Below are 19,288 nucleotides of genomic sequence, written 5' to 3'. Positions count from 1 at the left end.
AACCCATCCGACGAGGGGCGGTCACCCGTGCGTGCCGGTGAGCTGTTGCGCCGACTGGACCAGCGGTTCCTGCCGCCGCTGGTCCGGGCCCTGACCGGCCGGGACAGTCCCCGGCCGCGGCTGTTGGGCTGGGTCGCGCTCGTCTCGGTGGGCGCGGTCCTGCTCACCGCGGTCTGGGCCACCGGCCGCCCGCCGGTCGGCGACCGGACGGTGGGGGAGGTGACCCGGGTCGGGGTGGGCGAGGGCGACTCGATCCCCGGCTACCTCCGCTCCGCCGGTGACGAACTCGCCGCGCTGCCCGACCCGGCTCCGTCGGCGCCCGCCGGGTCGACCTGGGCGCTGGTGTCCCTGGCGGAGTACCTGCCGCCCGAGCGGCTCGCCCCGGTGCTCGGGGACGTCCCGGTCTCCGCGGTCTTCGGACGGGTGCCGCTGCCCGGCCGGCAGACTCAGATCGTGCGTATTCCGGCACTACGCGTGCCCGAGGACGTGCGTGCCGGCATGGTCGAGCTCGCCGACCGCAAGGACCGGGAAGCGGCCGACTACCGGGCCCGCGGCGCGGAGTTGACCGGCGACGGGCCGCGTGAGCGGGAGTTGCGCCAGCTCTACGACAGTGGAGCGGAGGTGGCGGCGGTCGAGGCGGCGGCGTACCGGGCCGGCTGCTCCTGCGTGTACGCGGCGGTCGTCCGGGCCGAGCCGGCCCGGCTGCGGACGGTGGCGGCCCGCCCGGGCGTCCGGGCGGTGGACCCGGCACCGGAGATCGAGCGGCTGGACCGGACGGTCTTCACCCCGCCCCTGCCCGAGCAGGAGGACCTGGTCCGCCCGCCCGCCGACGAGCGGCTGCCGACCGCGCCGCCGTCCCCGACCACCGGCCGCCCCGCACCCATCGCGACGCCGGGAGGTACCGTGACCAGCGCCCCGGCTTCGACCGCGCCGACCAGTCCGGCCGGTTCGGGCGGGGCGACCACGCCTGGGTCGGAGCGGTCCGGGGCCGACACGTCCCGGCCGATCGACGGGCACGATTCCGAACCGACGCCGTGAGACCGGCGACGGGGAGGTGCGCGTACCGGTGTGGTCCGAATAGGGTTGGCTTCGTAGCCTGTCAGGCGGAGATCGATGGCGCTGGGAGGGCGAGCCTTGGACGGCACCGAGACCGGTTGGGGTCGGTCAGCCGAACCAGCACCGCGTTGGCGCACGCTGCTCGACCGGGCCCGGCTCGGTGGCCGCGGCAGCGGGGAGCAGGTCGAGGCCGACCGGGAGGTGGACGAACCGTTCCTGCCGCCGGCACCGGACCCACTGCCCCGACGGGGTGGCGGCAACGGTTACGCCGGGCGGGCGCGGGCGGTCGAGCCGGTGTACGGCGGGGAGTACCGGTCGGAGCCGGGGTATCCGGCGGAGCCCGTTCACCCGGTCGAGTCGGCGTACCGTGCCGACCCCGGCTACCGGTCCGAGCCCGGGTATCGCGCGGAACCGGTCTACCAGGGCGGAACGACCTATCCGGCCGAGTCGCCCTACCTCGCCGAGCCCGGCTATCGCGCCGACGCCGAGCCCGGCTACCACGCCGACGCCGAGCCCGGCTATCGCGCGGGTTCCGGCTACCGGTCCGACGACGGCTACCAGGCCCCGCAGGCCTACCGGCAGCCCGAACCGGCATACCCTGTCGAGCCGGCGTATCCGGCTGAGCCGGCGTACCCCGTCGAGCCGGCTTACCCGGCGGAACCGGCCTATCCGGCCGAGCCGGGCTACCGGGCGGAGCCGGCCTACCCCACCGAACGGACCTACCAGCCCGAGCCGGCCCCAGCGGTCGAGCCGGGGTACCGCGCGGAGCCCTCCCCGCCGGTGCAGTCCCGCTACGCGCTGCTGGAGCAGTACCGGCACAACCCCTACCCCGCCGAGGGCCGCTACCCGGCGCTGGAGAGCGGCCACCGCCCGCCGGAGCCCGCGTACCCGCCGCCGGTGGCCCGGGCGGCGGTGCCGGCGGTCGTCGACCGGGGTTACCCGGCCCGGCTGGAGTGGCGCCCGCAGACCGTCGAGAGCGAGCAGGAGCGGGCCGCGGCGATCCTGCGCCGCGACTTCGGCACCCCGCGGGTGCTCGCCTTCGCCAACCCGAAGGGTGGGGTGCACAAGACCACCGCCACCGTGCTGGCCGCCGCGACCGTGGGCAGCGTGCGCGGGCGTGGCGTGCTGGCGTGGGACGACAACGAGCTGCGCGGCACCCTCGGGCTGCGCGCCGGCAGCGCCCGGCACGCCCGGACCATCCGGCACCTCATCGCCGACCTGGCCTCGATCGAGATCAGCCAGGGCCCCGACCTGGTGGAACAGCTCGACGACTACCTGCGGCACGCGTCCGACGGCTCGTACGACGTCCTGGCCGGGGAGGAGAGTCCCCGCTTCGCCCAGAAGCTCGACAAGTACACCGTCCAGCGGGTGCTCGACCTGCTCCGCCGCACCCACGACGTGATCTGCGTGGACACCGGCAACAACGTGGAGAGCCCCAACTGGCGGGCGGTCATGCACGCCGCCGACCAGCTCGTGCTGACCACCGTTCCCCGGGAGGACGCGGCGTTCAGTGCGGACTGGATGCTGGACCTGCTGCACGAGGTCGGGATGGGCGAGCTGGCCGACAACGCCATCACCCTGCTCTCCTGTCCCAACCCGGACCGTTCCCCGCTCCTGGACGACCTGCAACGGCACTTCGCCACCCGCACCCGGGCGGTCGCCGTGGTGCCGTACGACCCGGCCCTGGAGACCGGCTCGTCGATCGAGTACCACCAGCTCCAGCCGGCGACCCGCGAGGCGTGGCTGCGCGCCGCTGCGGCGATGCTGGAGCCCTTCGCCCGGTGACCTCGTGGTCGGCCACCGGCGTGCCACCACGTCGGGCTGCCTGAGAGGATCACCGGGTGAGCCCGGCCGTCCCCGATCCCGACCGCCCCGTCGACCCCGCCGACGCGGCGCACCCTCCGCCTGCCGGCGCCGCCGGCTCGCCGGCCGCCGCGCCACCCGCTGGCGCCAGCGGAGCGGCCGGGGCCGACGTGCCGGCCGACCCCGGCGGACAGCACGACCCCGGCGGACCGGACGACCCCGACGTGCCGGCCGACCCCGACGGACCGGACGGCACCGGCGGACAGCACGGCACCGGCGTGGCACCCGACCCCGACGGGACGGACGGCACGCCCGTGCGGCGGGTGCTGACCCGGACGGCCGGCACGATCGGGCTGCTGACCCTGCTGGGTGTTCCCCTCGGGCTGCTCTGGGCCGCTCTCGCCCCGGGCACACCGGTGATCAAGACTTCCGACGGGGCGGTCTACGCCGAGGCCCAACCGGAGCAGCCGATCGCGGCAGACGGCTGGTTCAGCCTCCTCGGGCTCGGGTTCGGGGTGCTCGTGGCACTCGGCCTGTGGTTCCTGCTGCGCCGGCACCGGGGCCCGCTGGGGCTGCTCGCGGGCGTCCTGGGCAGCCTGGGCGCGGCCGTGGTGGCCTGGCAGCTGGGCCGGCGGATCGGGCTGGAGAAGTTCCAGCGGCTGTTGGTCGAGGCACCCGCCGGGCGGCACTTCGACAAGCCGGCCGACCTGCGTGCGGGCGGCGTCGACCAGCTGCTCGGCGTGCTGCCGGTGCCGCACGGCAACCTGCTGCTGCCGGCGTTCGCCGTCGCCGTGACGTACACCCTGCTGGCCGGCTGGTCGCGGTGGCCGTCGCTGCGTCCGGAGCCGGACCAGGTCAGTTGGGTGCCGGCGGGGACGCCAGCTCCCGCAGCGGCACCGGAACCGCCCGCACCTGACGCAGCAGAGCCGCCTCGCGGTTGAGCAGCCGCAGCTCGGCGCGGAGCCGGCCGGCGGTGTCGTCGATCGCGAGCAGCCGCTGACGATCGGCCACGGTCAGCGCGGCGGTCGCCGCGACCAGGTGGGAGAGCACCGTCGGGTCGTCGGGCAACTGCTCGGCGATCGCCTCCGGGTCGGGCCGGATCAGCGTGAGGTACTGCCGGAAGACCGCGATCACCCGGGCGGCGAGCAGGCCGGTGCTCTCGTCGGCCTCCTCCGGTTCGGGCAGCCACTCCACGTCGGCGGTGAGGTACGGCGCGGCGTGTTCGTCGATCCCGGCCAGCCGGAACCGTCGTCGGCCCACGGTCACCACGTCGAAACCGCCGTCGGCCAGCTCGGTGATCTGCCGTAGCTCCGCCGTGCAGCCCACCTCGTGCAGCGTCATCCCGGCCAGCCCCGGCGGTGACCCGCCGGGCGGGGCCACCTCGGAGCCCCGCTCGATCGCCACCACCCCGAACTCCCGGGGCGTGCCCTCGGGGCGGGCGACCAGGTGACGGATCAGCGCGCGGTACCGTTCCTCGAAGATGTGCAGCGGCAGCACCAGCCCGGGGAAGAGCACCGTCTGGAGTGGGAACACCGGCAGCCGTGCGGTCACGCCGTCGAGGGTAGCCCGATCCGGTGGGGCGTGGCTCGCCTCACCGTCCCGGCGTTCGGACGCCTCACCGGCGTCCCGCGCACGGCCGCCTAGACTCGCAGGTGTGCTGAATCGGATCGACCTGCGGGGGAGCGACACCGACCCGCGCCGCCTGCTGCCCCGTGCCCGACTCGACGTCTCCGTGGCGGTCGAGCGGATCCGCCCGCTCGTCGAGGCGGTGCGGGAGCATGGTTACCCGGCGATCCGGGAGGCGAGTGAACGCTTCGACGGGGTGGCCCCGGATCGGCTGCGGGTGCCGGCCGAGGCCATCGCCGCCGCCGAGGGGACGCTCGACCCGGCCGTGCGCGCCGCGCTGCTGGAGTCGATCGCTCGGGCCCGGCGGGTCCACGACGACCAGCGACGCACCGACCACGTCACCCGGGTGGTGCCCGGCGGTACGGTCACCGAACGCTGGGTGCCGGTCGACCGGGTCGGTCTCTACGTCCCCGGCGGCCTGGCGATGTACCCGTCCACCGTGGTGATGAACGTGGTCCCGGCCCAGGCCGCCGGGGTCCGCTCGCTGGTCGTGGCGAGCCCGCCGCAGCAGGACAACGGCGGCCTGCCCGACGCGCGGGTGCTGGCCGCCTGCGCGCTGCTCGGCGTCGACGAGGTGTACGCCGTCGGCGGCGCCCAGGCGGTGGCGATGCTGGCGTACGGGTCGACCACCGACGCCGACGGGGCGACCCGCTGCGCGCCGGTCGACATGATCACCGGGCCGGGCAACATCTGGGTCACCGCCGCGAAGCGGTTGCTGCGCGGGGTGGTCGGCATCGACGCCGAGGCCGGCCCGACCGAGATCGCCATCCTCGCCGACGACACCGCCGACCCGACGCACGTCGCCGCCGACCTGGTCAGTCAGGCCGAGCACGACCCGCTGGCGGCGAGCGTCCTGGTCACCTGTTCGGTGGCGCTGGCCGACGCCGTGGACCGCGAGCTGACCCGCCAGGTGGCCGCCACCAAGCACGTCGAGCGGGTCACCACCGCGCTGACCGGTGAGCAGAGCGGAATCGTCCTCGTCGACGACCTCGAAGCCGGGCTGCGGGTGGTCGACGCGTACGCCGCCGAGCACCTGGAGATCCAGACCGCCGACGCCCGCGAGTGGGCGTTGCGGGTGCGCAACGCCGGGGCGGTCTTCGTCGGCGCCTGGTCGCCGGTGTCGCTCGGCGACTACTGCGCCGGCTCCAACCACGTGCTGCCCACCGGTGGCTGTGCCCGGCACTCCTCCGGCTTGTCCGTGCAGTCCTTCCTGCGCGGTATCCACCTGGTGGAGTACACCGAGGAGGCGCTGCGCGAGGTGGCCGGGCACGTGGTCACCCTGGCGACCGTGGAGGACCTGCCCGCGCACGGCCAGGCGGTGCGGGCCCGCTTCCCCGGGGAGGCCCTGTCGTGACCGCCCCCGACGACCTGCCGGTCGGCACCGCGCCGGCCGCCGCGCCGACCCCGGTCAGCCTGGACGACCTGCCGATCCGCGACGACCTGCGCGGCCTGCGCCCGTACGGCGCGCCGCAGCTCGACGTGGCGGTGCGGCTGAACACCAACGAGAACTCCTACCCGGTGCCGGAGCCGGTGGTCGAGGCGATCGGCAAGGCCCTCACCGCCGAGTTGCGTGACCTCAACCGCTACCCGGACCGGGACGCGGTGGCGCTCCGCGCCGACCTGGCCGGCTACCTGGGGCACGGGCTCACCGTCGACGGGGTCTGGGCGGCCAACGGCTCCAACGAGATCCAGCAGCAACTGCTCCAGGCCTTCGGCGGCCCGGGGCGGCTGGCGCTGGGCTTCACCCCCGCGTACTCCATGCACCCGCTGCTGGCGCTGGGCACCGGCACCGCGTGGCAGCCGGCCCGGCGCGGCGCGGACTTCGGGCTGACCGTGGACGACGCGGTGGCCCAGGTCCGCGAGCACCGCCCGGACGTGGTCTTCCTCTGCTCGCCGAACAACCCGACCGGCACCGCGCTCGACCCGGAGGTGGTGTCCGCCGTCCTGGACGTCGCGTCCGGCATGGTGGTGGTCGACGAGGCGTACGCCGAGTTCGCCCGACCGGGCACGGTCAGCGCGCTCGCCGTGCTCCCCGGCCACCCGCGCCTGGTGGTGACCCGGACGATGAGCAAGGCGTTCGGGTTCGCCGGCGGACGCCTCGGCTACCTGGCCGCCGACCCGGCCGTGGTGGCGGCGGTGCAGTTGGTGCGGCTGCCGTATCATCTCTCCGCGCTGACCCAGGCCGCCGCCCGCGCGGCGCTGGCCCACCGGGACGCCCTGCTCGGCACCGTGGCGGCGATCATGGCCCAGCGGGACCGGATCGTCGCGACGCTGCGCGATCGGGGGCTGCGGGTCGCCGACAGCGACGCGAACTTCGTGCTGTTCGAGGTCGGCGGGGACCAGTCCGTGGCGTGGCGGGCGTTGCTCGACCGGGGGGTGCTGGTGCGCGACGTCGGCCTGGCCGGCTGGCTGCGGGTCACCGCCGGGACCCCGGCCGAGACCGACGCCTTCCTGGCCGCGATGGAGGACGTCCGGTGAGGACAGTGTTGCGAGCCCCGCAGTCGCGAACGAAAGGTAATCCCGCATGAGCCGGACCGCCCGGGTGGAGCGGACCACCAAGGAGACCAGGGTGCTCGTCGAGATCGACCTCGACGGCACCGGCGCGGCGGAGATCAGCACCGGCGTCGGCTTCTACGACCACATGCTGCACCAGATCGCCCGGCACGGCGGCTTCGACCTCACCGTCCGGACGGTCGGCGACCTGGAGATCGACGCCCACCACACCATGGAGGACACCGCGCTCGCCCTGGGCAGCGCGTTCGACCAGGCGCTGGGGGACAAGGCCGGCATCCGGCGGTACGGTTCGGCGACCGTTCCGATGGACGAGGTGCTGGTCCGCGCCGCGGTCGACCTCTCCGGCCGGCCGTACGTGGTGCACGACGAGCCGCTGCTCACCCCGTACATCGGGCCGGTCTACCCGACCAGCATGACCCGGCACATCTGGGAGTCGTTCGGGCAGGCCGCCCGGATCACCCTGCACGTGGACGTGCTCCGGGCGGCCCGTCCCGGCGGCCACCCGGACGCGCACCACGTGGTGGAGGCGCAGTTCAAGGCGGTCTCCCGGGCGTTGCGCGAGGCCACCGCGATCGATCCTCGCTCGGCCGGCGTGGTGCCGAGCACCAAGGGTGCGCTGTGACCTCCGGGACGGGGCGCCGCTGATGGGCGCGGTGCTGCCCTCGCTGCTGTTGATCCTCGCCGGCCTCCTGGTCGGCGGGGCGGTCTCCCTGCACCGGCAGGGCGCCTCCCGGGGCGTGGTCGTGGTGACCGCCCTGCTCGCGCTGCTCGCCACCGCCGGGGGCGTGCTCTGGCTGATCCCGGAGGTGACGTCGTGAGCCGCGTCGTGGTGCTCGACTACGGGTCGGGCAACCTGCGGTCCGCCGAGCGGGCGTTGCAACGGGCCGGTGCCGACGTGACGGTCACCGACGACCTGGCCGCCGCGGCCGCCGCGGACGGGCTGGTGGTGCCGGGGGTAGGGGCCTTCGCCGCCTGTATGGCCGGGATCGAGGCGCTCGGCGCCGGCCCGGTGATCGCCGACCGGGTCGCCGCCGGGCGGCCGGTGCTCGGCATCTGCGTCGGCATGCAGGTGCTCTTCTCCCATGGCGAGGAGCACGGGGTGGTGACCAGGGGGCTGGGCCTGCTGCCGGGCGGGGTGACCCGGCTGGCCGCCACGCGGCTGCCGCACATGGGCTGGAACACGCTGCGGCCGCCGGCCGGCTCGACGCTGTTCGCCGGGCTGCCCGAGGGGGGACGGTTCTACTTCGTCCACTCGTACGCCGTCGCCGACGTGGCCGCGCTGACCGCCGCCGGGGCCGTGGTGACCACCGCGCGCCACGGGCAGGACTTCGTCGCCGCCGTGGAACGGGGCCCGCTCTCGGCCGCCCAGTTCCATCCGGAGAAGTCGGCCGACACCGGCGCCCTGCTGCTGCGCAACTGGTTGGCCGCGCTGTGACCGGCCGCCGTGGCGGCGCACCGGGCGGCACCGTCACCCGGGGTCGGCGGGCGGGCCGGTGAGCAAGGAACGGGCCCGACTGCGGGCCGTCCGGGAGGCCGAACGCGAGCGGGAGAAGGCCGTCCGGGCCCGGACGGTGGCCCGCCGGGAACGCCGCCGGGCCCTCCTGCGCGGGCTGCGGCCGGGCTGGCGGCGTCGGCACACCGGCCGTCTCCTGGCCCGTCGGAGCCGGGCCGAGCGCGCCGGCATCGTGGTGCTGACCCTGGCCGTGCTGGCGTCGATCTGGACGCTGGTGCCGGATCCCGCGCTGCGGGTGCTGCTGATGGTGCTGCTCCTGCTCGTACTCCCGGCGATCGTGGTGATCGCCCTGGACCGTCGTACCTGATCCGAGGAGAACACGTTGAGTCTGACCCTGCTGCCCGCCGTGGACGTCGCCGACGGGCAGGCCGTCCGTCTCGTGCAGGGCGCCGCCGGTAGCGAGACCACCTACGGCGACCCGCTGGAGGCGGCGCTGGCCTGGCAGCACGACGGCGCGGAGTGGATCCACCTGGTGGACCTCGACGCGGCCTTCGGCCGGGGGTCGAACGCCGGGCTCCTCGCCGAGGTGGTGCGTCGGCTGGACGTCAAGGTGGAACTCTCCGGCGGCATCCGCGACGACGCCTCGCTGCGCGCCGCGCTGGCCACCGGGGCGGCCCGGGTGAACATCGGCACCGCCGCGCTGGAGGACCCCGAGTGGTGCGACCGGATCTGCGGCGATTACGGCGACCGGGTGGCGATCGGGCTGGACGTGCGCGGTCGTACCCTCGCCGCCCGGGGCTGGACCCGCGACGGCGGTGACCTCTACGAGGTGCTGGAGCGGCTGGACAAGGCCGGGGCGTCCCGGTACGTGGTGACCGACATCACCAAGGACGGCACCATGCGCGGGCCGAACCTGGACCTGCTGCGCGAGGTCTGCGCCCGTACCGACGCCCCGGTGATCGCCTCCGGCGGCGTCTCCACCCTGGACGACCTGCGGGCCCTGGCCACCCTGGAACCGGTCGGGGTGGAGGGGGTCATCGCCGGCAAGGCGCTGTACGCCGGCGCGTTCACGGTGGCCGAGGCGCTGCGGGTGCTCGCCGACGCCTGACCCGGCACCCGGCCCGGCGCGTGCCGGGCCGGGTACTCGCCGCCCGATTCGGTTGTGCGCAATCGAATTGCGGGCTACCTTTTCCGGGTGGACGACGACCTGACCCTGCGCCGACAGGTGTGCTTCGCGCTCTACGCCGCCTCCCGGGCGGTCACCGACGTCTACCGGCCGATCCTCGACGGGCTGGGGCTGACCTACCCGCAGTACCTGGTGCTGCTGGTGCTCTGGGAACGCGGCGACGCCGCCCCGACCGTCTCCGAACTCGGCACCGCCCTGCGACTCGACTCCGGCACCCTCTCCCCGCTGCTCAAACGGCTGGAGGGGGCCGGGCTGGTGGTCCGCCGTCGGGCGGCCCGCGACGAACGGCGGGTGGAGGTCGAGCTGACCGACGCCGGCCGCGCGCTGCGGGAGCCGGCCTGCGACGTGCCGCACCGGGTCGCCGCGTCCACCGGTCTCACCCTCGACGAGCTGGTCGCGCTCCGCGACACCCTCACCCGGGTGACCGAGACCATCCACCGACACAAGGGAGACTGACCACCATGCAGGTGCTCTACACCGCCGCCGCGCACGCCACCGGCGACGGCCGCGACGGCCACGTCCGCACCTCCGACGGCACGGTCGACCTCGACCTGGCCGTCCCCAAGGAGATGGGTGGCGCCGGCGGCGCGGCCAACCCCGAGCAGCTCTTCGCGGCCGGGTACGCCGCCTGCTTCCACTCGGCGCTGCGCCTGGTCGCCCGGAAGGCCCGGGCCGACGTCAGCGGCTCGGTCGTGGACGCCGAGGTCGGCATCGGCCCGAACGGCGACGGCGGATTCACCCTCACCGTCGCCCTGGTGGTCGACCTGCCGTCGGTGCCGCGTACCGCCGCCGAGGAACTCGTCGCCCAGGCCCACCAGGTGTGCCCGTACTCCAACGCCACCCGGGGCAACATCGAGACCACCCTGACCGTGCGGGACGCCGCATGACGACCAACCGGGAGATCCACCTCGCGTCCCGGCCCGACGGCTGGCCCACCCCGGAGAACTTCCGCCTGGTCGCCGCGCCCGTCCCGACCGCCGGTGACGGTCAGCTCGTGGTGCGCAACCTGGTCATGTCGGTCGACCCGTACATGCGCGGGCGGATGAACGACGTGAAGTCCTACGTCCCGCCGTTCCGGCTCGACGCCCCGCTCGACGGAGGCGCGGTCGGCGAGGTGGTGCAGAGCCGGGCCGAGGGCTTCGCCCCCGGTGACGTGGTGCTGCACGGCCTCGGCTGGCGGGAGTACGCCCGGCTCGACGCCGGCTCCGCCCGCAAGGTCGACCCGACGCTCGCGCCGGTCAACGCGTACCTGAGCGTGCTCGGGATGACGGGTCTGACCGCGTACGCCGGCCTGCTGGAGGTCGCCGGCATGCGCGAGGGCGAGACGGTCTTCGTCTCCGCCGCCGCCGGTGCGGTGGGCAGCCTGGTCGGGCAGATCGCGAAGCTGCGGGGCGCGGCGCGGGTGATCGGCAGCGCCGGCTCACCCGCCAAGGTCGAGCGCCTGCGCACGCTCGGCTTCGACGCCGCCTTCGACTATCACGACGGCCCGGTACGCGACCAGCTCCGCGCCGCCGCGCCGGACGGGATCGACGTGTACTTCGACAACGTCGGCGGCGACCATCTGGAGGCGGCGATCGCCGCGCTGCGCCCGCACGGCCGGGCAGCGATCTGCGGCATGATCGCCCAGTACAACGCCACCGAGCCGCCGGCCGCCCCGCGCAACCTGGCCCTGGTGATCGGCAAGCAGCTCACCCTGCGCGGCTTCCTCGTCAACTCGTACGGCCACCTGCGCGAGCAGTTCGTGCGGGAGGCGTCCGGCTGGCTGCGCGAGGGCCGGCTGCACCAGGACGAGACCGTGGTCGACGGCATCGAGAACGCCCCGGCCGCCTTCCTCGGTCTGCTGCGCGGCGAGAACCTCGGCAAGATGCTCGTCCGCCTGTGAACTCCGCCACCTCGCCTGCGATGGGTGGGGTGGGGTGAGGTGGTAGCAGGGGACCCTTGTTACCGCTTTTTGCGTAGCAGGGGACCCCTGCAGGCACCTCGGGGCGCCAGCAGCAGGGCGCCCGCAGGCACCCGGGCGGCGGCGTCGTGGTGCTGAGCGAGTCGTTGCCGGGGTGGCGTGCGGTCCGGGCCGCTGGACGTCGGCGGGCGGGTGCCCGAGCGGGCGGTAGGCTCGCGACATGACGGTGGCGGTACGGGTCATTCCCTGTCTGGACGTGGACGCCGGACGCGTGGTCAAGGGCGTCAACTTCGTCGACCTGCGGGACGCCGGCGACCCGGTCGAGCTGGCCGCGGCGTACGACCGGGCCGGCGCGGACGAGCTCACCTTCCTCGACGTGACCGCCTCCTCCGACGACCGGGGCACCATGCTCGACGTGGTCCGCCGGACCGCCGAGTCGGTCTTCATCCCGCTCACCGTCGGCGGGGGCGTCCGCCGGGTCACCGACGTGGACGTGCTGCTCCGGGCGGGCGCGGACAAGGTCGGCGTGAACACCGCCGCCATCGCCCGCCCCGAGCTGATCGCCGAGATCGCCGAGCGGTTCGGCCGGCAGGTGCTCGTGCTCTCCCTCGACGTGCGGCGGGCACCGGCCGGCACCACCGGCAGCGGATTCGAGGTGACCACCCACGGCGGCCGGCGTGGCACCGGCCTGGACGCGGTGGAGTGGGCGCACCGGGTGGCCGGGCTTGGCGCGGGCGAGATCCTGCTCAACTCGATGGACGCCGACGGCACGAAGGCCGGCTTCGACCTGGAGCTGATCCGTGAGGTGCGGGCGGTCGTCGACGTACCGGTGATCGCCTCCGGCGGGGCCGGGGCGGTGGCCCACTTTCCGCCGGCCGTGGCGGCGGGTGCCGACGCGGTGCTCGCGGCCAGCGTCTTCCACTTCGGCGAGCTGAGCATCGGCGACGTGAAGGACGCCCTGCACACCGCCGGGCACCCGGTCCGACTGCCCGTGGCCGCGCCGGCCGTGGTGCCCGCCGAGGCCTGACGCCCAGCCACCGGGGGCGGGCGCACGGCAGAACGTCAGTCTGCTGTGCGGCCGGGCCGCCGGGCCGGGGAGTCCTCTCGGCGTCGGCGGTCAGCGCGGACACGTCTCGGGTCCGTCGGGCGCCACCGGCTGTCGGGTCACTCGATGGCGCGGATCCCGCCCGACCTGCCGGTCAGCTCCGGTCGCGGTCCGGACCGCCGCCCTCCGGCGAGCGGCGCGGGGTCGGAATCGACCGCTTGACGTACTCGTGGACCGCGGCGGCGTGCTCCTCCTCCGGCAGCACCCAGTCGGCGTGCCCCGGCGCGTGTCGCCGGCTCAGCGCGGTCTGTACCGTGTCGACGGCGGTGGAGAGTCCGGCCGGCGGCCGGGTGCGCCAGAGCTGCTCACCCTCGGGCGTGATCCGGAACCAGCCGTCGGTGACGCTCACCAGTCCCGCGCCGGCCAGGCGACGCACCGCCGTCTCCACCTCGTGCCGCTGCGGAATCGCCTGGTTGAGGTGGTCGGCGGTGGAGAGCACGTCGGTGAGGCGGACCCCCTCCGGCCGTCGACTCGACGGGGCCCGGCGGTGCCGTCCGGCGCCGCTGGCGATCACCAGTGCCACGAAGATCCAGGCGTCCGACCAACGCCATCCCTCAGCCCCCATGGGGAAATGATGCCGGCTGAGTGGCCCGGAGTAAAACATCCGCTTCCGCGCTCGCGGGACGCCCAGCTCAGACCGGTTCGGCCAACGGTCGCACCGGCGAGTCGGCCGGGGCGACGGTGACCAGTGGCAGGAACGCCTGGGTCAGCGGGCCGATACCCAGCGCGTAGGCGACCGTCCCGACCCCGACCGTGCCGCCCAGCAGCCAGCCCAGCGCGAGCACGGTCACCTCGATGACCGTCCGGACCAGGCGGACCGACCGGCCCGGGTGGCGGGCGACGTACCCGGTCATCAGCCCGTCGCGCGGCCCGGGGCCGAACCGCGCGCCGAGGTAGAGCGCGGTGGCCAGGCCGTTGAGCAGGACACCGGCGACGAGCAGCGCCCCCCGGGCGGCGATCGGGCGTACGTCGGGCAGCAGCGCGAGGCCGGCGTCGATCACCAGGCCGACGACGAGGACGTTGCTCACCGTGCCGAGGCCGGGACGTTGCCGCAGCGGCACCCAGAGCAGCAGCACCAGGATTCCGGCGAGGATGGTGACGGTGCCGAAGGAGAGCCCGGTACGCCGGGCCACGCCCTGGTGGAGGACGTTCCACGGGTCCAGGCCGAGGCTCGACTCGATCATGAACGCCATGCTGACGCCGTAGAGCGCCAGTCCGGCGTAGAGCTGGACCAGGCGTCGAGGCAGGCGGTCACGGAGGTTGCCAGTCAGGGCCATGCATGCCAACCTAAGGGCCAATATCGGGGTTGTGAGAGAGCCAATCGGGAGGGAGTGGCCATGACCAGCCAGGTGCGCGGGGGGCAACTGGCCCGTCTGCTCGGCCAGTGGCATGCCCTGCCGGGCCGTCGCCGCTCTCCGGACTACGCCGCTCTCGCCGCCGCCGTTCGCGGCCTGCTCGCCGACGGCCGGCTGCCGCTGGGGGTACGCCTACCGGCCGAGCGGGAACTCGCCGAGGCGCTGCGGATCAGCCGGACCACGGTCACCGCCGCCTACCGCGAGTTGCGCGAGAGTGGGCACCTGACCAGTCGGCGCGGGGCGGGGAGCTGGACCATGCTCCCCGGTGGCCACCGGGTGGCCAGCTCCGGCCTGTGGACGCCGCAGGACGACCTGGACATGATCGACCTCGGCATCGCCGCGCTGGCCGCCCCGCCGGAGCTGATCCCGGCTACCCGGGCCGCCACCGAGGACCTGCCGCGCTACCTGGGCAGCGCCGGCTACCACCCGACCGGGATCATCGAGCTGCGGGAGGCGATCGCCCGGTCGTACGCCGAGCGCGGCCTGCCCACCAGCCCCGAGCAGATCATGGTCACCAACGGCACCCAGCACGCGCTGGACCTGGTGCTGCGGCTGGCGCTCGCCCCGGCCAGCAGCGTGCTCGTGGAGTCGCCGACCTATCCCAACGCGCTGGCCGCCCTCGCCGCGCGACGGGCCCGGATCGCCACCCACGGGCTCGCGGTCGACGCCGGCTGGGACGCGGAGCTGCTGCTCGGCAGCATCCGTCAGTCCCGGCCCCGGCTGGCCTACCTGATCCCCGACTTCCAGAATCCGACCGGCCATCTCATGCCGGCCGAGCTGCGCGAGCGGGTGGTCGGGGCGGCCCACGCGGCCGGCACCGACCTGGTGGTCGACGAGTCCTTCGTCGACCTGCCGCTGGACGGCACGCCCCTGCCCCCGCCCACCGCCACCTTCGACCGGCACTCGCGGGTGATCACCATCGGGGGGATGAGCAAACCGTACTGGGGTGGCCTGCGCATCGGCTGGGTCCGTGCCTCCGCCCCGCAGGTGCAGCGGCTCGCCGCCGCCCGGATCGGGGTGGACATGTCCAGCCCGGTGCTGGACCAGCTCGTCGCGGTCCACCTGCTCGCCGAGGCGTCGACGATCGTGACCGCCCGCCGAACGCAGCTGGCCCGCCAGCGGGACGCGCTGCTGGCCGCGCTGGCCGAGCGGTTGCCCCAGTGGCGGGTCGCCGTGCCGCGTGGTGGGGTGACCCTCTGGGCGGAGCTGGACGGGCCGGTCTCCAGCGCCCTCGCCCGGGCCGCCGAGGAGGTCGGCGTACGCCTCGCGCCCGGCCCCCGGTTCGGGCTGGACGGCACGCTGGAGCGCTTCCTGCGGCTGCCGTTCACCCTGCCCGCCGCCGACCTGGTCGACGCGGTGCACCGGATCGCCGCGGTCCGGTACGACCTGGACCGGGCCGGCCGACCGCAGTGGCGCGAGCCCTCCGTCATCGCCTGACCCCACCGCCGAACCCGGCAGAACGCTGACCCCACCGCCGAACCCGGCAGAACGCTGACCCCACCGCCGAACCCGGCAGAACACGGACCGGCCCCTGGGACGGCCCCACGAGGTGGGGCCGTCCCAGGGGCCGGGTGGGTCAGATCTCGGCGAGCGCGCCGTCGTACATCTTCTCGATCTCGGTGGCGAAGTTGGTCTCCACCCCGCGCCGCTTGATCTTCAGCGACGGGGTGATCTCGCCGTCCTCGATGGTCAGGTCGCGCGGCAGGATGGTGACCTTCTTGATGGTCTCCCAGCGGTTGAGCTTGCTGTTCAGCTCCGCGACGTATCCCTCGACCATCTCCTTCGCCTGCGGCGAGGTGACGATCGCGGTGTAGTCGCGGCCCTCCAGCGGACCGCCCGCGGCCCAGCCCTTGATCGCGTCCGGGTCGAGGGTGACCAGCATCGTGCAGAAGTTGCGGGCCTGGCCGATCACGATCGCCTGCGAGGTGTACGGGCAGATCGCCTTGAACATGCCCTCGATGAGCGACGGCGCGACGTACTTGCCGCCGGAGGTCTTGACCAGGTCCTTCTTCCGGTCGGTGATCTTCAGGTAGCCGTCGGCGTCGAGGGTGCCGATGTCACCGGTGCGGAAGAAGCCGTCCTCGGTAAACGCGGCGGCGGTCTCCTCGGGCAGGTTGTGGTAGCCGCGCATCACCGGCCGGCCCCGGAGCAGGATCTCCCCGTCGGTGTCGATCCGGCACTCCAGGTCGCCCATGGCCTGGCCGACGGTGCCGATCCGCAGCCCGTCCGGCCGGTTCACGAAGTTGCCGGCGCTGCTCTCGGTCAGCCCGTACCCCTCGGAGATCGGCAGGTTCGCCGCGGCGAAGAAGGTGGCGATGTCCGGGCTCAGCGGCGCGGAACCGGACACCAGCACCCGGATCCGGCCGCCGAGCCGATCCTGGATCTTGCTGAAGACCAGCTTCTCGGCCAGCCGGTGGCGCAACCGGAGCCCGCCCGGGACCGGCTTGCCCGCCTGCTCCAGGGCGACCTTCTCCTTGCCGACCCGGACCGCCCAGGCGAAGATCTTCGCCTTCACGCCGCCGGCGTCGCGCGCGGTGGTGACCGACTTGTTGTAGACCTTCTCGAAGACCCGGGGCGCGCCGCACATCAGCGTCGGGCGGACCACGGAGAGCATGTCGACCAGCTTGTCCACCCGGCCGTCGACGTAGGTCGGCAGGCCGACGTGGGTCGCCCCGCAGAGCAGGGTCTTGCCGAACGAGTGGGACAGCGGGAGCCAGAGGTACTGGAGGTCGTCGCTGCGCAGCAGCCCGACGTCGGCCTGCGCCACGCCCTCCCAGCACCAGCCGCCGTGCAGCAGCTCGACGCCCTTGGGTCGGCCGGTGGTGCCCGAGGTGTAGATCAGCGTGGCCAGGTGGTCCGGTCCGAGTCGCTCGACGATCCCGTCGACCAGGCCCGGCTCGGCGGCCAGCGCCCGCGCTCCCCGCTCCTCCAGTTCGGCGAGGGTGAGCTGGGGGACGGCCGCGTCCGGGTCGGCGGTGCCGTCGAAGAGGACCACGTGGGTCAGCGCCGGCAGGTCCGCCCCGGCGACCTTGGCGGCCTGGGTGGGGTTCTCGGCGAAGAGCACCCGCGAGCCGGAGTCGGCGACGATGTAGCAGGTGTCCTCCGGCTCGGTGGTCGGGTAGACCGTGGTGGTCGCCCCGCCCGCGCACATCACGCCGAGGTCGGCGACGACCCACTCCAGCCGGGTGTTGGCCAGGATCGCCACCCGGTCCTCCAGCCCGATGCCGAGACCGTGCAGGCCGGCAGCGACCGCCTTGGCCCGGTGCCCCACCTGTTCCCAGGTCAGCCAGACCGGTCCCGAGTCGTCGGGGGCGGGGTGGGCGAAGGCGGGGCGGTCCGGGGTGGCCGCCACACGCTTGAGGAACATGTCCGGGATCGAACGGTACGGTACATCGAGAGCCATCGCTGCAGCCGCCTTCAGGGGGTGGTGACGTGATCGTGGTCACGCTGGGTCTGCGGTTACCGAAGGGTATTGCGTACACCGGGTCATCGGCTAGCCCCGGCCCCCCGGCGCCGCCGTGTCCCGGGGCGATCAGTTGTACCGGGCGGCGTTGAGCGACCAGTCCCAGGTGGCCCTGATCCAGCCCCGCCGGGCCGCCACGAACCGGTGGGTGGCCGGGTCGGCCGTGCGCAGCAGCGCGGTCTCCCGCTCCGTGTACGTCGCGAGCGTCCGGTTGAACAGGTCCGCCGCCGCCAGCAGGGCGGCCTGCTCGGGGCCCTTCTCCTCCCCGGCGATGGCGGCGACCAAATTGTGCCCGTCGCCGGTCAGGCGGTACTCCTTGCCGTAGGAGAAGACGTCGTTGCACCAGCACACCAGGTCCGCGGCGAGGGTCTCCAGGGCGGCCAGGGCCGGGTCGGTCCGTTCGTCCGGCGGCGGTCCGTCGTACGCCAGGTCGGTGAGGGTGAAGCTCGGGTGGACCGCGCCGGTGTGCCGGCGCATCTGCACGTACTCGGCGACGCCGGGCACCCGCTGGTGCTCCCGGTTGGCCGCCTCCCAGAGCAGCGCCAGGAGGTACTCCCGCAGTTGACCGGTGAAGGTGAGCAGCACAGCCGGGCGGGCGTGCGCGCGGACCCGCCGGCACAGGTCGTGCAGCGCGGCCCCGCGCGGGCCGGCGGTGCCGATCAGCGCCGACGGCGCCGAGTCGCCGCGCAGGTCGAGGACGTCGAGCAGGCCCGCCACGGTGGGGGCCAACCGGGTCGGCGTTTCGCCCAGCCCGTCCTCGTCGCAGGCGTCGTCCACCGCGAAGAGCCAGGTGATCAGATCGGTCAGCAGGCGGAGCCGCTCCACCGACGCCTCCGGGCAGGCCCGACCGGCCAGTTCGGCGGCAGCGGCCCCGGCCAGCCGTCGTCGACTCTCGGCGGACCCGGTCAGGCCGAGCCGTTCCGCCCAGTCGGCGCTGTCTGCGGCGACCTGCGCGACCGCCGGGTGGCACCGGCCCGGGAACGGTGGTTCCCGTAGCGTAGAAAGCGCGAAACTCCGCATGCCACCCCCTGCCACACCGTCCCGGGCGGGGCGGACCGACAAATCCGTGCGGGGGCAAGATATCGGACTTGTTCTTTCCGTTCGCCCCCGCCCCGGTCGACGGCTGTCCCGTCCCTGCCCGGCGGCCGTGCGCGCCGTCGCCGGTCCGCCTCGGGGCGGATCAGAGGCCCAGGTTGGCGGTGCGCAGCCGCTCCACGGTCGCCGTCGCCCCGTCGAGCTGCACCCGGGCCGCGCGTTGCCGGCCGGACAGGAAGAGAGTCAGCTCGCCGGGGGCCCCGACCAGCCGGAGCGCCTCCCCGCCGCGCCCGCAGCGCACCTCTCCGTAATCCGGGGCCTGGACGAGCAGGCTCGCCGGGAACCGGCGCAGGGCGAGGCGGGCCAGCGGGGAGACCCGCTTCCAGAGCGCGCCGTGCAGCCCGGCCGGCAGGTCGCGGGGCTGCCAACCGGGGGCGGCCCGCCGGACGTCCTCGTGGTGGATGAAGAACTCCATGGTGTTGACCAGTTCGTCGGTCAGCGGGTTGCTCAACGGGCTCCACACCGGCGGCCGGCGCACCTGCGCCACCAGTTCGGCCCAGGGCCGCGCCGCGAAACGCAGCCGCACCCGTTCGGCGTACCCGCGTAGCGGCGGCAGCAGGATCCCGCCCGCCGCGTCCGGCCGGCGCTCCCGGACCACCAGGTGGGCGGCGAGGTCCCGGGCCACCCAGCCCTCGTTCAGGGTGGGCGCGTCGGGGCCGAGGGCCAGCATGAGGTCGGCGAGCGCCTGGCGCTCCGATCGGGCGTACCGCGGCATTCCCCGATGGTAGGCCG

Annotated in this window: 21 protein-coding genes; 15 read left to right on the top strand and 6 right to left on the bottom strand. The window is 74.5% G+C overall.

The features are described from left to right. Positions 1-27 precede the first annotated feature (27 nt). From ACIBJE_RS16915 to ACIBJE_RS16905, 3 genes are all read left to right on the top strand, one after another. Positions 28-1,038: a hypothetical protein gene (locus ACIBJE_RS16915; protein WP_396749088.1), complete on the top strand. Its 1,011-nt coding sequence runs from the start codon at positions 28-30 to the stop codon at positions 1,036-1,038. A gap of 75 nt (positions 1,039-1,113) precedes the next feature. Beyond that, entirely contained in the window at positions 1,114-2,841 is a 1,728-nt protein-coding gene (locus tag ACIBJE_RS16910; RefSeq protein ID WP_396749085.1) for an AAA family ATPase, read from the top strand. Between the two features lie 56 nt (positions 2,842-2,897). Continuing rightward, on the top strand, positions 2,898-3,800 hold the full coding sequence (locus ACIBJE_RS16905; protein WP_396749082.1) for a DUF2567 domain-containing protein: 903 nt from the start codon (positions 2,898-2,900) through the stop codon (positions 3,798-3,800). Here ACIBJE_RS16905 and ACIBJE_RS16900 read toward each other — a convergent pair. Further along, the gene (locus ACIBJE_RS16900; protein ID WP_396749080.1) at positions 3,715-4,410 is read right to left on the bottom strand and encodes an LON peptidase substrate-binding domain-containing protein; all 696 of its coding nucleotides are present in this window, start codon (positions 4,408-4,410) and stop codon (positions 3,715-3,717) included. The two genes, ACIBJE_RS16905 and ACIBJE_RS16900, sit on opposite strands and share 86 nt — an antisense overlap. A gap of 103 nt (positions 4,411-4,513) precedes the next feature. Here ACIBJE_RS16900 and hisD point away from each other — a divergent pair, with 103 nt between their 5' ends. From hisD to hisF, 11 genes are all read left to right on the top strand, one after another. Beyond that, the gene (hisD, locus tag ACIBJE_RS16895) at positions 4,514-5,839 is read left to right on the top strand and encodes a histidinol dehydrogenase (RefSeq protein ID WP_396749078.1); all 1,326 of its coding nucleotides are present in this window, start codon (positions 4,514-4,516) and stop codon (positions 5,837-5,839) included. Between the two features lie 14 nt (positions 5,840-5,853). Further along, positions 5,854-6,963 (top strand): histidinol-phosphate transaminase, encoded by a 1,110-nt coding sequence (locus tag ACIBJE_RS16890; protein ID WP_396749264.1) that lies wholly within the window; start codon positions 5,854-5,856, stop codon positions 6,961-6,963. 46 nt (positions 6,964-7,009) lie between these two features. Then, complete coding sequence (hisB, locus tag ACIBJE_RS16885; protein WP_088982917.1) at positions 7,010-7,621, top strand: imidazoleglycerol-phosphate dehydratase HisB; 612 nt, start codon at positions 7,010-7,012, stop codon at positions 7,619-7,621. Next, a complete protein-coding gene (locus ACIBJE_RS16880; protein ID WP_396749274.1) occupies positions 7,611-7,817 on the top strand; it encodes a hypothetical protein in 207 nt (68 codons plus the stop codon). The genes hisB and ACIBJE_RS16880 overlap by 11 nt, the downstream gene beginning before the upstream one ends. Next, the gene (hisH, locus tag ACIBJE_RS16875; protein ID WP_396749075.1) at positions 7,814-8,434 is read left to right on the top strand and encodes an imidazole glycerol phosphate synthase subunit HisH; all 621 of its coding nucleotides are present in this window, start codon (positions 7,814-7,816) and stop codon (positions 8,432-8,434) included. The genes ACIBJE_RS16880 and hisH overlap by 4 nt, the downstream gene beginning before the upstream one ends. Positions 8,435-8,492: 58 nt before the next feature. After that, the gene (locus ACIBJE_RS16870; protein WP_396749073.1) at positions 8,493-8,819 is read left to right on the top strand and encodes a hypothetical protein; all 327 of its coding nucleotides are present in this window, start codon (positions 8,493-8,495) and stop codon (positions 8,817-8,819) included. 15 nt (positions 8,820-8,834) lie between these two features. Then, positions 8,835-9,560 carry a bifunctional 1-(5-phosphoribosyl)-5-((5-phosphoribosylamino)methylideneamino)imidazole-4-carboxamide isomerase/phosphoribosylanthranilate isomerase PriA gene (gene priA / locus ACIBJE_RS16865; RefSeq protein WP_396749071.1) on the top strand — a complete coding sequence of 242 codons (726 nt, stop codon included), beginning with the start codon at positions 8,835-8,837 and terminating at the stop codon, positions 9,558-9,560. An 87-nt stretch (positions 9,561-9,647) separates the two neighbouring features. Then, complete coding sequence (locus ACIBJE_RS16860) at positions 9,648-10,094, top strand: MarR family winged helix-turn-helix transcriptional regulator (protein WP_396749069.1); 447 nt, start codon at positions 9,648-9,650, stop codon at positions 10,092-10,094. 5 nt (positions 10,095-10,099) lie between these two features. After that, the gene (locus ACIBJE_RS16855; protein ID WP_396749067.1) at positions 10,100-10,525 is read left to right on the top strand and encodes an organic hydroperoxide resistance protein; all 426 of its coding nucleotides are present in this window, start codon (positions 10,100-10,102) and stop codon (positions 10,523-10,525) included. Then, complete coding sequence (locus tag ACIBJE_RS16850) at positions 10,522-11,520, top strand: NADP-dependent oxidoreductase (RefSeq protein WP_396749064.1); 999 nt, start codon at positions 10,522-10,524, stop codon at positions 11,518-11,520. The genes ACIBJE_RS16855 and ACIBJE_RS16850 overlap by 4 nt, the downstream gene beginning before the upstream one ends. Positions 11,521-11,758: 238 nt before the next feature. Next, positions 11,759-12,565, top strand: coding sequence for an imidazole glycerol phosphate synthase subunit HisF (hisF, locus tag ACIBJE_RS16845; RefSeq protein WP_396749061.1), 807 nt, complete (start codon positions 11,759-11,761; stop codon positions 12,563-12,565). Between the two features lie 172 nt (positions 12,566-12,737). On the opposite strand, the gene ACIBJE_RS16840 is transcribed toward hisF, so the two are convergent. After that, entirely contained in the window at positions 12,738-13,208 is a 471-nt protein-coding gene (locus tag ACIBJE_RS16840) for a hypothetical protein (protein ID WP_396749058.1), read from the bottom strand. A gap of 67 nt (positions 13,209-13,275) precedes the next feature. After that, on the bottom strand, positions 13,276-13,920 hold the full coding sequence (locus ACIBJE_RS16835) for a YitT family protein (protein ID WP_396749055.1): 645 nt from the start codon (positions 13,918-13,920) through the stop codon (positions 13,276-13,278). A gap of 60 nt (positions 13,921-13,980) precedes the next feature. Between ACIBJE_RS16835 and ACIBJE_RS16830 the strand changes: the two genes are divergently transcribed. Further along, positions 13,981-15,435 carry a PLP-dependent aminotransferase family protein gene (locus ACIBJE_RS16830; RefSeq protein WP_396749052.1) on the top strand — a complete coding sequence of 485 codons (1,455 nt, stop codon included), beginning with the start codon at positions 13,981-13,983 and terminating at the stop codon, positions 15,433-15,435. A gap of 139 nt (positions 15,436-15,574) precedes the next feature. Here the strand turns inward: ACIBJE_RS16830 and ACIBJE_RS16825 are convergent, their stop codons facing one another. The 3 genes from ACIBJE_RS16825 to ACIBJE_RS16815 all read right to left on the bottom strand — a co-directional run bounded on the left by ACIBJE_RS16825 (position 15,575) and on the right by ACIBJE_RS16815 (position 19,271). After that, positions 15,575-17,401 (bottom strand): AMP-dependent synthetase/ligase, encoded by a 1,827-nt coding sequence (locus ACIBJE_RS16825; protein WP_396749049.1) that lies wholly within the window; start codon positions 17,399-17,401, stop codon positions 15,575-15,577. Between the two features lie 129 nt (positions 17,402-17,530). Beyond that, positions 17,531-18,481 carry a terpene synthase gene (locus tag ACIBJE_RS16820; protein WP_396749047.1) on the bottom strand — a complete coding sequence of 317 codons (951 nt, stop codon included), beginning with the start codon at positions 18,479-18,481 and terminating at the stop codon, positions 17,531-17,533. A 160-nt stretch (positions 18,482-18,641) separates the two neighbouring features. After that, positions 18,642-19,271, bottom strand: coding sequence for a TIGR03085 family metal-binding protein (locus ACIBJE_RS16815; RefSeq protein ID WP_396749045.1), 630 nt, complete (start codon positions 19,269-19,271; stop codon positions 18,642-18,644). Positions 19,272-19,288 lie beyond the last annotated feature (17 nt).

The organism is Micromonospora sp. NPDC050187, assembly GCF_044459745.1.
GTDB lineage: Bacteria > Actinomycetota > Actinomycetes > Mycobacteriales > Micromonosporaceae > Micromonospora.
The sequence above is the reverse complement of the archived record's forward strand: the minus strand, read 5'-3'. Positions and strand labels throughout refer to the sequence as shown.